Below are 13,575 nucleotides of genomic sequence, written 5' to 3' on the forward strand. Positions count from 1 at the left end.
TTTTTGCCTAAAGATATTTACAAAAGCCGGAAGTAAGATAAGCCGGTTTACGGTACACATAAATTTTATGGCATGAAAACTATTTTATTTCTTTTGATGATATTTTGGGGGATGACGTCGCCGGCCCAGGTGCTGCAATTGCATTACGACCTGCGGCATACGCTAGACCCGTCACACAACGCCAAAAATTTCCCAACTATCTATTTCGAGTACTTCAGATCAAAGGACACTTCAGGGGCTTTCTTATTGAAAATGGAAAGCGACCTCAACGGCGCCGATGATAACACCGGTAAGTTTTATATGCAGGTATCACAATCATTTAAGTTCTGGAAACCAAAAGTATATATACAGCTGCAATACAGCGGGGGTATGGGGATAGCAGAGCCCGGAGCATACGGCTATTACATTACCAATGCTTTTTCTGCGGGTATGGTTTATCCTTTCCGGTGGAAGGGCGCATGGTTCAGTACAGCCCTGTCGTACACCTATAATTCTTTTAAAAAGCCGAGCCACGATCTCCTTTATTCGTTGTACTGGGGGAGGGGTTTCTGGAATTATAAATTTGAATTCAGCGGCGATATTGAACTTTATACATTGAATAAGAACCTGGGCGATGCTTACACCGGTCACCTGCATGGCAAAAGGCTTTCCTTTTTTGGCGAACCTCAAGTGTGGTTCAAAATACACAGTGGTTTTGCACTTGGTTCAAAGATAAATATGTATTATCATGTACTCAGCAACGAGAACCTGCTGCAGGTCTATCCAACTATCGCGGCCCGGCTTAAGTTCAATTAAACAATTTGAATAACTGGTGGTTATACACTCATCTACTAATATTATGAGTTATGAAAAAGCAAATTTTCAGGCTTCTGGCATTGCTGATATTCGTGTCGGCAACTGTATCAAGCTGTTCTATTGAATACCGGGAACGTCACGGTCATCATTATGATCATGACCACCACGCCCGTGATCATGACCACGATGACCATGATCATCATTAAATGATCCCAAAGAAGGCCCCGTTTTTAAACGGGGCTTTTGTTTGCTATTTGCCTTTCGTCACCAGTACCCAATCTACCAATACTTTCGCCTTCCCGGCTTTTATCTTGTCAACAGTAGCCTGCGATATGCCATAATAAGGCTTGGTAACCTTGTTTACACCGCCCGGGTAACCCCCGCCGAGGGCAAAGTTGAGGATAATGAATTTTGAGTTGTCAAATGCCCATTTGCCGTATTTTTCAACCATAGCCTTAGTAACGGTATAGGTAACCATGCCATCGGTTTTAAAAACAAGTTTGTCCGGCGTCCAGTCCACCGAATAAATATGCCATTGATCTACCGTTTCATGTTTTGGCAAAAAATAACGGTAGGCAAGGGGCGTGTTGCCGAAATAATTTGGCCCGTGCAGGGCATTGCTTATCCAACTCGAATCGCCAACGGTTTCCATCATATCTATCTCGCCGCAACCGGGCCAGTCGCCATTGCCCAATGCCCAGAACGCCGGCCATAAACCCGCTCCTGACGCCATTTTCATCCTGGCTGAAAATGTGCCATAGGTGAATTCCCTTTTATGCTGGCCGTTGATCCTTCCGGAAAGGAAATCGTATTTTTTATTTTCTTTACTTGTGTAGCCCGGATGATAGATCGCCCTGATAACTAATGCGCCATTTCTTGCGCCTTCGGCCGCTTTGCCATGTACGAAATAAAGCACCGAGGATGAGTCGACATAAGCCTGCTGCTCGTCGTTGACCGTGGTGCCGGTTACTTCCACATTCCATTTGCTGCGGTCGAGTTTAGGGCCATTAAAATCTTCAAAAAAAATGGTATCGGATTTTTTCTGCTTTTGAGCGAAACAGGCTGTTGTCGTAAAAAGGGCTAACCCGGATAATAGTAAAATAGTCCTCATTTTGGTTATTTGGTGATGTATTTATAGTCGATGAATACTTTGGTTAATGCAGTGTAGATGATGACACCGGTAGGATAGCCATTATCGTTGTAAGTGTAAGTAAACCGGTCTGAATTTCTGACTGTTACATTGTGTAACAAGGTGCTCGGGTTGCCAATTCTTACCACATACATGTAAAAGTAATTATTGGGGTACGACTGCGACCAGGGATTCTTTTTATCATCGTATGTAAACGAGGTCTGGCTACTGAAATCTGATGAGCCGTCGTTTTTGAAGGCTTGGGTGGTGGCCACGTTTCCCATTCCGTCATAAGTAAATGCCTGCGCGCCTGAATGCTTTGTGGTTATTTTAGTAAGCTGATGGTTCCCGTTGAATGTGAAATAAGCCGTATCAGCTAAATGATTGTCGCCCGGGCCGTAAAAATAATAGCCGGTTTCACTGTTGTTGTAGAAGAAATCAAAAGTAATGATAAGTCCGCCCGTGCTATTGTATTTGCGGGCGCTTGTCACCCTGTCTTTGTTGTCGTAATCAATAACATACTTTATTTTGTCGGTGCCTGTACCATCAGTTATTTCAGCGATCCGGTTTTTATAGTCGTAACTGTAATTAGCTGTATCAAGCGGGTATCCGTCGGCGCGGTCGTCAGTTATCTGTTGCTGCAAAAGATAAACAGGGCCGCTTTGGCTATTTTTTTTACAGCCGGTAAGGGCAACTATCGCCGGCACAAGGCAGCAAAGCAGCATTTTTCTCATATCTACACCTGGCAGGTTTGCTCCCTAATTGGTTTTTGAATGTGAAAAGATACGAAAATTACTAATAACAACAGCTATTTTACATTTTAATTACCAATGCTTTTATAAATTGCGTGTTGATATTCAGCGTTTTTTATGCACAGAGGAGGCTTTTTGATCATTTTCCTGGTGATAACAGGTTTAACCCTGCTGCTCGACTGGTATGTTTACAACGGCCTGCGAACATTAACAAAAGGGTGGTCTTCCCTAAGATGGAAACAGGTGCTGCTTTGGGGCTACCTGGTCCTGTCAATTGGGGTTACTGTTTTGTTTCTTATTGGCCTGGGAAGTTTTAGTACGGCCAGGGGTATGACTCCATACCACGAGTGGATACTTAGTTTTTTTCTCACTTTTTTCATTACCAAAATTATTTTCTCGCTGGTATTGCTCATTGGCGATACAGGGCGGTTATTGTACGGCGTCGGCGATAATATTATCAATCATGGTAAAAAGGAGAACATACCCTATTTTCCCTCACGCAGAAAATTCATCAGCGAAATAGCTGTGCTGGTAGCGGCCGTGCCATTTATAAGCTTGCTTTATGGCATGTTCAAAGGGAAATACGATTATAAGCTGCACCGCGAGACGCTTTATTTTGACGATTTGCCAGAAGCATTTGACGGGTTCACCATTACGCAGATATCGGACATTCATTCCGGTAGTTTCGATAACAGCGCAGCCGTGCAGCGGGGTATTGATATGGCAAAAGCTCAGAAAAGTGACCTGTTCGTCTTTACCGGCGACCTGGTGAACAATGCCGCATGGGAAATAGAACCCTATATCGGGCATTTTAAGCAACTGAAAGCACCTTTCGGACAATTTTCCATTTTAGGTAATCACGATTACGGCGATTATATCCAATGGAACAGCCCTGAAGAGAAGGCCGCCAACCTGGAGGAACTTAAAGGACAACACACCAAGCTGGATTACCGCCTGATGCTGGATGAAAATGTCGAACTGGAAAAAAACGGGCAAAAGATAAACCTCATCGGCGTACAAAACTGGGGCAGGGGATTCATTCAGATCGGCGACCTGGACAAAGCGCTGAAAGGCGTGGATAAAGACGCATTTAAGATACTATTATCGCATGACCCAACTCATTGGGAAGAAAAAGTGCGATATCACGAAACAAAAATACACCTCACTTTAGCCGGCCACACCCATGGCGCCCAGTTTGGTGTGGAAACCGCCGGCCTGCGCTGGAGCCCGGTACAATACCGCTACCTCGACTGGGCCGGCCTTGCCGAACAAAACGGCCGAAAGCTGTATGTAAATCGCGGGTTCGGGTTCCTGGCATTTTCCGGAAGGGTGGGTATATGGCCCGAGATAACGGTAATTACGTTGAAAAAGAATAAGGTCACTGCATAACCAGCCCACTGGCTTTTTCGATGACTTCCTCCAGGCTGTAAGGCTTAAAAAGAATATCATCGCAACCCAGCGATTCATAATCTATGGCGTCATACAGGTAAGCTGTAGATAGAATGGTGGGCACGTGCTTAAACTCACGCCGCCATTCTATTTGCCGGCAAATGTCCTCGCTGTTATGGCCCGCCATGCTAAAGTCGAGAATGAACAGGTCGGGATTAAATTTCTTTGCGATATGGATAAGATTTTTTCCGTCAGAAGTGAGAAGCACCCGGAATTGTTTGTAGTTAAACTCGCCCCAGCCGCAACTCGGGGGCTCCTGGCCTTCGTCCAGGATAAGGATACGCTTTGTCATGATAATGATTTGTGAGGTTGTTTTTATAATAGACTAAGCTTTATCGGAAAGGTTTAATTATTGCCTTCTTTAATCGCTGATAAAGTGGGTGTTACTCAGGCCGATTGAGTAAAATGAACGAAGTGATCAGGAAAAACATGGCTAAATAGCTCATGGTCAATACAATGCGTGTTCACGCATCCTCCCTTTGCCAAGTTGTAATTGTGTAATTGTCTGATTGTCAGCTTATTTATTTGGTTGGCACGGTAAAAAGTGCCCTAATTTTGATGTTTTCGTGAACACTGGTTTTCGTCCTTCTTTAGTGATAGTGTGAAGAACAGGGTAAATCGCTCCGGCGCTTCACCGTAGACTCATCCCGACATCGCTGCGCTTGTCGACCCTCTCTCCGCCTGCGGCGCAAAGAAGGTTGAGTATTCTTTTGCACAATCTCTCCGTTTTACAGGCAAATAGAAACGTATTTAAAATAAAGGAAAAAACAAAGCCCTCTTTACCGCTTGCGGTAGAGAGGGTGACCCAGCGAAGCGCCGGTCGGGTGAGTCAAACAGACGTTTTGTCCGCAAACAACCTAATCACAAGTCAACTAATCACTGATCTACGCCCTCGCCGACACCAGATTACTCACCTTGCCCACCAGCTCATCCAGTCCGAAGGGCTTGGCGATCACATCGTCGCAGCCCATGGTTTCGTAGTTGATATCTTTATGAAAATAAGCCGATGAAAGTATAACAGGTATGCTCCCAAACTGCGGGTGCCATTTTATCTGGCGGCATATCTCTTCGCTTTTCATGCCGGTTACTTTATAATCGAGGATAAAAAGATCGGGGCGGAATATTTTGGCAATTTCTATCAGGTTGTGGCTGTCCGAAGTTACCAGCACCTGGTAGTTTTCGTACGAAAGCGTCTCTTCCACAATGTTCAGCAGGTCCTGGTTGTCATCAAGTACTAAAATCCGGTTTAACATAAGTATTGTTGTTTGATAATTTAATTGGGGTGATTAAGTAAATTTCCATCATAAAAGCATTTTAGATACCGGGTGATGATCATTCTTTATATGATGCAATAACGCCCGATGGGTTTAATGTATTTTACCGGAGCTGTTAAAATTTGTTAACACTTATGATATAAGCAGGCAAAGTGGTTTGTCCGAAAACTCTATATTTGGCGCCTTGTGAAGCAAAGACCCAATTTTAAAACTTATTATTTGCTGGCCATCCTAACCGGGCTTTTTATAGGTATCGCTACTGAGGATAAATACATCGGTTTCCTTGTAGCCATAGCGCTGGTACTTACTGTTTCGGGCATCCGCCAGCGTAACAGGAATAGGGAATGGTGATACCGATCAGCGCTGCTCTTTTTCACTGTTCTATATTATATTTATAGCGATGTACGGTTTGCTAAAAAGATATCTTGCTGCCAATAGTATTGCGGAATTGCATGATGAGCATGCCAGCCTGTTTAAAACCAAAACAGTTAAAAAGAAAACCACGCTGTTAGCTGCCGGTGAAACTTGCAGCGAACTCTACTTCATCAATAATGGATGTATCCGTACCTTTTATCTAAACGAACATGGGAAAGAACGGACAAGATATATTGCTCTCGACGGCATCATAGCCACCGCGTTGGATAGTTTCATCAACCAAACGCCATCTTTTGAATTTGTGGAAGCGGTGGAGCCGTGTCAGTTGCTGGCTATCAATCGCAGCAATTTTTATAAGCTGGTTGATGAGAAAGCAGACTGGGCCGCTTTTTACCGCAAATTGCTGGAGCAGGCTTACACTTATCAAAACCGCCGGATAGAAAGCCTGGTAGCGCTTACGGCAAAGGAACGTTTTGACGAGGTGATGAAAAACCATCCCGAATACGTAATGCGGCTGCCCAACCATATCCTGGCCACCTATCTCGATATTTCGCAGGAAACATTGAGCCGTTTAAAGTCGAGATGATTTTTTTTGACGTGGATCAATGTTTCGGCAAATAAAGCCGGTTACTTTTGAAGAAAACAGAATCAATGGAATTTGATCAAAACAATGCCGTAGTGCAGCTTTGCGTAAAAGGAATGACCGCCGAAGGCGAAGGCAAAATTGAAGAAGCCAAACAGCTTTTTCAGCAAGCCTGGGATACGGCTACCAATAATTTCGAAGCTTTTACCGCCGCGCATTACCTTGCCCGCAACCAGCAGGACATCAATATTGAATTAAAATGGAACCTGGAGGCTCTGCGCCTGGCCGATACTTTGGAGCAGGACGGGATGAATGGTCATTATCCCTCGCTCTATTTAAATGTAGCAAAATCTTATGAAACGCTGGGCGATCACGGGCAGGCGGCACATTTCTACCAAAAAGCTGCCGAAAGCAGCGAATACCTGCCTGTTGGGGGGTATACGGATATGATACGTTCGGGCATTGCCGCAGGTTTGAAGCGGGTGGGTAAAGCGAACCCAATGGATATACAAGTAGAGGCGCTTGTTAATGCCTGGTGCGAACATAAAGAGCTAAGGCCATTGTCGATGATACTGCCTGCTTATGTGGGTAATCTTGGTACGGCAAATGATCGCACTAAACTGCTTAGCGCATTTAGCTATTTAAGCGCAACCAGGTGCCTGAGCGTGGATGAACAACGTACAGTAGGCGAGATCATCGCAGCATTATCCGCCAATAGTTAAATATTGTTAAAAGATGTTAAACCGAAGCTGCTGATGGTGAATAGCTTATAAAAAGCATGGATATTTAGGTATTGATAAAACTTTACACTAAAACCTATGCAGTATAACCGCATCAACAACCTTTTGGGCTGGCTGTGTTTCCTTGTTGCCGCCTGTACCTACATTTTAACGCTCGAACCATCGGTAAGCTTTTGGGATTGCGGCGAATTCATCGCCTGCGCGTACCGTTTGCAGGTATCGCACCAGCCGGGTTATCCTTTGTTCGCCATGATATGTAAGGTATTCTCATTGGCGTCCCTGGGCGACAATACCAAAGTGGCGTATTTTACCAATATGGCCTGTGCGCTGGCCAGTGCGGCCACCATCATGTTCCTTTTCTGGACGATAACCCTTATTGCCAAAAAAATGATGCTCAGTCGCTGTGGCGAATTGACCACGCAGAAGCATATACTGATATGGGGCGCCGGCCTGGTAGGTGCTCTGGCTTTTGCTTTCAGCGATACGTTCTGGTTCTCGGCGGTTGAAACCATCGTTTTTGCGATGTCGGCCTTATGTACGGCTATAGTTTTTTGGGCGATATTGAAATGGGATGCCCATGCAGATGAGCCCGGCGCTGATAAATGGATCGTGTTCATCGCCTATATGATCGGCCTGTCCATCGGCATACACCTGCTCAATTTATTGACCATACCGGCTGTGGCGCTGGTTTACTATTTCCGCAGGTATAAAAATATCAATTTCAAAAGCGGGCTGGTGGCCTTACTCATCAGCATATTCATCCTGGCCTTTGTGCAGTTTGGTGTAAGAGGATATACGGTGATGCTGGCTGCTTACTCCGACCTGTTTTTTGTGAACAAACTCGGCATGGGCTTTGGCAGCGGGGCGCTGGCATTCTTTATATTATTGACAGGTTTGCTTGTTTTCGGCATACGTTACAGCATCCGCAAACGCAAACCAATGCTTAACCTCGCTTTCCTGTGTGTTGTGTTTATTTATTTCGGCTATGGCTCTTTCATGTATATCCCCATCCGCGCCACGGCCAATACAGATCTGAACAACTCGCACCCGGATAACGCTTTTACCCTGTACGGCTACCTTAACCGAATCCAATACCCGCAGATGCCATTGCTTAGCGGACCCTATTTCGATGCAAAAGTTACCGACCAAACCTTCGGCAGCCCTTTCTATCAGAAAGGCAAAAACAAGTACGAAATTGCCGGGCATGCGCTCGAAAATACTTACGATCATACCACCATATTGCCCCGTATACACAGCTCGGACAGCAACGACCCGCAGTTTTACCGCCAGTGGCTGCGCCTGGGCGACACCGATGTGCCCACCTTTAGCGATAACCTTAAATTTATGTTCAGCTGGCAGATAGGGCAAATGTATTTCAGGTATTTCCTGTGGAACTTTGCAGGTCGCTATAACCAGCAGGACGGGCAGCAGCAGATGGGCGGCTTCCATGGCTATACCGATGGCGACTGGACAACCGGGATATTCGACCACAGCAAACACTTGCCAAACTCAGTGCTGAATGACAGGACTTACACCCCTTTGTATGCCCTGCCGCTGATATTGGGGTTGATCGGCTTGTTTTATCATTATAAACATGGCAAGCGCGACGCCGTGGTTATCACCATGCTTTGGCTGTTTACGGGGCTTGCAATCGTATTTTATGTGAACCAGCCGCTGCAGCCGCGCGAGCGCGATTATTCCTATGTCTGTTCGTTTTATGCTTTCGCGATATGGATTGGGATGGGCGTAATTGGTATCGCCGAATTTATGCGCCGCAGGGTGAATACCCGCGTAGCAAGCTTTGCTACCATCGGACTGTGTATGCTGATAGCACCCATACTGATGGCTAAACAAGAGTGGAAGGCGCATGACCGCTCGACTAAAAGAACGGCACATGACATGGCCTATAATTATTTAATGTCGTGCCCGAAAAATGCCATCCTGTTTACGGGTGCTGATAATGATACCTATTCGTTATGGTACGCGCAGGAAGTGGAAGGCATACGTCCGGATGTGCGCATTTGTATAACCACGCTGTTTAGCGGCGACTGGTACATCCATCAGATGCAGCGGAAAATGAACGAATCGGACCCTTTGCCTATCACCATGCGGTACGACCAGTACCGGTCGGGCACGCGTGATTTTGTGCCTTACTCGGATGCCAAGCTGCCCGATTCGATAGAATTGAAGGAGGTTTTTGATTTCATCACGTCCGACAACCCGCAAGCCAAAGTGGAAATGCAGGATGGCGAGGTGGTGAATTATCTGCCGACTAAAAACTTCAAATTAACCATTAACCCGGATGATGTAGTGAAAAACGGCGTAATAACACCCGACCAAAAATCAAGATTAGCCGACAAGATGGAATGGAAATTTACCGGCAATTACCTCACCAAGGATAACATTGCCATGATGGACATCCTGGTGCATAATAACTGGAAACGGCCGATATGCTTTACAGCTACCATGAGCAACAAGGATTTAAACGGTTTGCAGTCGTACCTGTATAAGGAGGGCTTTGTTTATCACCTGATACCATTCAAACCCGGCGACCAGAACCAGCGGCAAGCTAAGGTGAATACTAAAGTGATGTACGAAAACGTAGTAAACAAATTCAAATACGGCAATTTTAAGCATGCCAAATATTTGGATGAACAATCGACCAACCTGTTTTATCCATTTATTACTTCGACCTATTTGGAATTGACGCAAAACCTGATGCAGGAAGGCCGCAGCGATCTCGCCCTGAACGCTCTGCATAAATACGATAAGGAAATGCCCGATATTTATCCTTATGCAGGTATCGCTCAAAGCAAATATTTTATCATCGATACTGCCTACAAGCTTCACGATAAAAGCACCGCTAATAAATACATGGCCAGCCTGGACAGCTACCTCACCGACCAACTCGATTATCACTACAACCTGATGCAGGATAGTCCGGCCGATGTAGACGGACAGACGGTGCAGTTCGAAGTATCGGTGCTCAACGGCATTACCGACCTGGCCAAAGAGCATGATGACCCCAAACTATCCGGCAAATTACAGGCGCAGCTGGATAATTACACTAAGAAGTTTTCGGGGATTATGCAGCGGTAACCCATACAACCGATGTCATTTCGAACGAGCGTAGCGGGGAGAAATCTTGTACGTTTTGTATAGCCGCCCGGCGTGGTGTCTAAGATTTCTCTCTATCGTTCGGAATGACATTATTGTTAGTTTTTCTTTCTCCGTCTCGTGCCACTCGCCGCGCGACACTCGCCTCCCATTTCAATTTATTTTTATAATTTCGGAATCGTTTTGTTAAAAGATGTTAACCCATTTGTTATTTATTAAAAAGATTTATAAAAATGCGGATATTTGCCCGCGCATAAAACAATTACTAAACACGATCCATGCAATACAAAAAGATCAATAATTTATTAGGATGGCTATGCTTTGTCATCGCCTCGCTAACTTATATCAGTACTTTGGAACCTTCCGTAAGCTTTTGGGATTGCGGCGAGTTTATTTCCTGCGCTTACCGCCTGCAGGTGGCCCACCAGCCGGGTTACCCGCTTTTTGCTATGCTGGGCAAGTTTTTCTCCCTGGCATCCATGGGCGATAAAGCAAAGGTGCCATTCTTTACTAACATGGGCTCGGCCCTGGCAAGTGGCGCAACCATCATGTTCCTCTTTTGGACCATCACTGCCCTGGCTAAAAAATTGCTGTTGAATAAAGGCGAAGAAGCCGATAATACCAAGCTGATACTGATTATGGGCGGTGGCCTGGTAGGGGCTCTGACTTTCACGTTTACCGATACCTTCTGGTTCTCGGCTGTTGAAACCATCGTATTTGCATTGTCTATGCTGTGCACTTCGCTTGTTTTCTGGGCGATATTGAAATGGGATGCCCACGCTGATGAGCCGGGCGCCGATAAATGGATCGTTTTTATTGCTTATGTTATCGGTTTGTCCATCGGTATCCACCTGTTGAATTTATTGACCATTCCTGCTATCGTTCTGGTTTATTATTTCCGGAGAACAAGGGCAGTTTCGGGCAGGGGCGCCCTCCTGGCTTTTATAGCCAGCATTGTCATCCTTGGTTTGGTGCAATATGGTATCAGGGGCTACACCGTAAAGTTCTCGGCTTATTTCGATCTTTTCTTTGTCAATACCCTGGGCATGGGCTTCGGCACCGGCGCCATGTTTTTCTTTGTATTACTGATAGGTCTTATCGTATTGGGTATATGGCTAAGCATCAAATACAAAAAGCCCGCTTTAAACCTGGCATTTCTGTGCGTGGCCTTTATTTATTTCGGGTACAGTTCGTTCGCCTACATTCCTATTCGCGCCACGGCTAATCCCGATCTGAATAATTCGCATCCCGATAACGCCTTCACTTTATACGGTTATCTTAACCGTATCCAGTACGGCGAAACGCCTTTGCTAACCGGTCCCTACTTCGACGCAAAAGCTATAGACCAGACCGAAGGCAGCATCATTTACCGCAAAGGCGATAAGAAATATGAAAACGCAGGCAGAAAATTGAATACGGTTTACGACCATACCACCATTTTGCCACGTATGTACAATACCGAAAATACCGACGGTTCTTTTGCGCAGGATGCACAGTTTTACCGTCAGTGGCTGCACATGGGCGACAGCGATGCGCCAACTTTCAGCGACAACCTGAAATGGATGTTCAGCTGGCAAATGTGGCAGATGTACGGCCGTTATTTTATGTGGAACTTTGTCGGTCGCACCAACCAACTCGACGGTCAGCAGCAAATGGGGGGCTTTAAAGGCTATGTTGACGGTGACTGGACCAGCGGTATTTTTGATGGAGCCAGAAACCTGCCGGCCAGCCTGACAACAGTTGCGCCAAATACGCCTATGTCGGCTGCGAATGCTTATACCCCATTATATGCATTGCCGCTGATACTGGGTTTGATCGGTTTGGTTTATCATTCGCAGCGCAAGCAGCAGGATGCCCTGATAGTTGGTTTATTGTGGTTCTTTACCGGGCTGGCTATCGTAATTTATGTCAATCAACCAAGCATACAGCCCCGCGAAAGGGATTACTCCTATGTGGGTTCATTCTATGCATTTGCGATATGGATAGGCATCGGGGCGATAGCCATCGGTGACTTCCTCAAAAAATGGATCGACGGGCGGACAGCGGCCATTGGCGCAACGGCAATATGCCTGCTGGTACCCGTTCTGGTAGCCAGCAAGGAATGGCGCGCGCACAACCGTTCGACCAAAATGACGCCGCATGACATGGCTTATAACTACCTTATTTCGTGTCCGCCGAATGCTATCCTCTTCACTTATGGTGATAATGATACTTACTCGCTTTGGTACGACCAGGAAGTGGAAGGCATACGCCCCGATGTTCGCATCGTTAACCTGAGCTTATTCAGCGGCGACTGGTACATCAGGCAGATGCAGAAGAAGATGAACGAGTCGGAACCATTGCCTATAACCATGCCTTATAGCAAATACAAGGAAGGCGTAAGGGATGCTATACAGTATTACGATAAAAAAGTAGCCGGCTTTGTGAATGTTAAAGAGGTTTTTGATTTTATTACATCGGACGATACCAGCACCATGGCCCAGCTGCAAAGCGGCCAATGGGTAAATTACCTGCCGACTAAAAACTTTGCAATACCTATTAATGCCGACGAACTGGTGAAAAACGGAGTTATATCGCCGGCTCAAAAAGGCAGGCTTGCCGATACCATGAAATGGAAATATACCTCCAATTTTGTAACCAAAGACAACCTGGCGTTTATAGATATACTGGCGCACAATAACTGGAAAAGGCCGATCTGTTTCACTATAACGGTGGGCCAGGAAAATATGGCAGGCCTGCAGCCTTATTTATACAAGGAGGGCTTCACCTATCATTTGATACCGTTCAAGCCGGATACCACCACCCGCGACCAATTGGGTAAAACCAATACGGATACGATGTATGATAACATCATGAACAAGTTTAAATGGGGGAACTTTAAAAAAGCCACCTACCTCGATCCGGAATCGACAACCATGTTCTACCCGGTACTTACCTCCACCGTTCTCGACCTGGTACAGAACCTGAGAGCCAGGGGCGAACATGACAAGGCCATCAAAGTGCTGAATAAATATGACCAGGAGATGCCTGATATTTATCCGTACATCGATATTGCGCGCAGCAAATTCTTTTTAGTTACTCAGGCGTTCGACCTGGGTGATATTCCGCTGGCTACCCGGTATGCTAATAGTATCGATAATTACCTGGTCGATCAGTTGAATTATAACTATAACCAGATGCAGAGTAACCCGGACAATGTCGACCCGCGTGCTATTCAGCTCGGTATGTATATTTTGAATCAGATGGGTGAGCTGGCGAAAGAGAAACACCAGGATGCCCTGGGCAAAAAACTATCGGCGCAGGTGAAGGACTACGAAGGCAAGTTTAAGTCGCTGATGGGCAGCGGGCAATAAGCCAATAT

The 13,575-nt window shown here is 45.8% G+C and carries 11 protein-coding genes; 7 read left to right on the forward strand and 4 right to left on the reverse strand.

The genetic code is table 11. The features are described 5' to 3' along the window. The first annotated feature begins 72 nt into the window (after positions 1–72). Positions 73–795, forward strand: coding sequence for a DUF5020 family protein (locus VL525_RS05985; RefSeq protein ID WP_325384376.1), 723 nt, complete (start codon positions 73–75; stop codon positions 793–795). 250 nt (positions 796–1,045) lie between these two features. Here VL525_RS05985 and VL525_RS05990 read toward each other — a convergent pair whose 3' ends face one another. Further along, complete coding sequence (locus VL525_RS05990; RefSeq protein WP_325384378.1) at positions 1,046–1,906, reverse strand: glycoside hydrolase family 16 protein; 861 nt, start codon at positions 1,904–1,906, stop codon at positions 1,046–1,048. Between the two features lie 5 nt (positions 1,907–1,911). Continuing rightward, a complete protein-coding gene (locus VL525_RS05995; RefSeq protein WP_325384380.1) occupies positions 1,912–2,658 on the reverse strand; it encodes a hypothetical protein in 747 nt (248 codons plus the stop codon). 135 nt (positions 2,659–2,793) lie between these two features. Here VL525_RS05995 and VL525_RS06000 point away from each other — a divergent pair, with 135 nt between their 5' ends. Beyond that, positions 2,794–4,065 (forward strand): metallophosphoesterase, encoded by a 1,272-nt coding sequence (locus tag VL525_RS06000; protein WP_325384382.1) that lies wholly within the window; start codon positions 2,794–2,796, stop codon positions 4,063–4,065. Here the strand turns inward: VL525_RS06000 and VL525_RS06005 are convergent. Beyond that, a complete protein-coding gene (locus VL525_RS06005) occupies positions 4,055–4,417 on the reverse strand; it encodes a response regulator (protein ID WP_325384384.1) in 363 nt (120 codons plus the stop codon). The two genes, VL525_RS06000 and VL525_RS06005, sit on opposite strands and share 11 nt — an antisense overlap. 592 nt (positions 4,418–5,009) lie before the next feature. Further along, positions 5,010–5,378, reverse strand: coding sequence for a response regulator (locus VL525_RS06010; RefSeq protein WP_325384386.1), 369 nt, complete (start codon positions 5,376–5,378; stop codon positions 5,010–5,012). 207 nt (positions 5,379–5,585) lie between these two features. On the opposite strand from VL525_RS06010, the gene VL525_RS06015 reads away from it, so the two are divergent. The 5 genes from VL525_RS06015 (at position 5,586) to VL525_RS06035 (ending at position 13,567) form a co-directional block, all read left to right on the forward strand. Next, positions 5,586–5,750, forward strand: a complete 165-nt coding sequence (locus tag VL525_RS06015) for a hypothetical protein (RefSeq protein WP_325384388.1) — start codon at positions 5,586–5,588, stop codon at positions 5,748–5,750. Between the two features lie 49 nt (positions 5,751–5,799). Continuing rightward, the gene (locus tag VL525_RS06020) at positions 5,800–6,360 is read left to right on the forward strand and encodes a Crp/Fnr family transcriptional regulator (protein ID WP_325384390.1); all 561 of its coding nucleotides are present in this window, start codon (positions 5,800–5,802) and stop codon (positions 6,358–6,360) included. Positions 6,361–6,425: 65 nt separating this feature from the next. Then, positions 6,426–7,079 carry a hypothetical protein gene (locus VL525_RS06025; RefSeq protein ID WP_325384392.1) on the forward strand — a complete coding sequence of 218 codons (654 nt, stop codon included), beginning with the start codon at positions 6,426–6,428 and terminating at the stop codon, positions 7,077–7,079. Between the two features lie 96 nt (positions 7,080–7,175). Then, positions 7,176–10,196 (forward strand): DUF2723 domain-containing protein, encoded by a 3,021-nt coding sequence (locus VL525_RS06030; RefSeq protein ID WP_325384394.1) that lies wholly within the window; start codon positions 7,176–7,178, stop codon positions 10,194–10,196. A 296-nt stretch (positions 10,197–10,492) separates the two neighbouring features. Beyond that, complete coding sequence (locus VL525_RS06035) at positions 10,493–13,567, forward strand: DUF2723 domain-containing protein (RefSeq protein ID WP_325384396.1); 3,075 nt, start codon at positions 10,493–10,495, stop codon at positions 13,565–13,567. Positions 13,568–13,575 lie beyond the last annotated feature (8 nt).

It is taken from the genome of Mucilaginibacter sp. (genome assembly GCF_035492695.1).
Lineage (GTDB): Bacteria > Bacteroidota > Bacteroidia > Sphingobacteriales > Sphingobacteriaceae > Mucilaginibacter.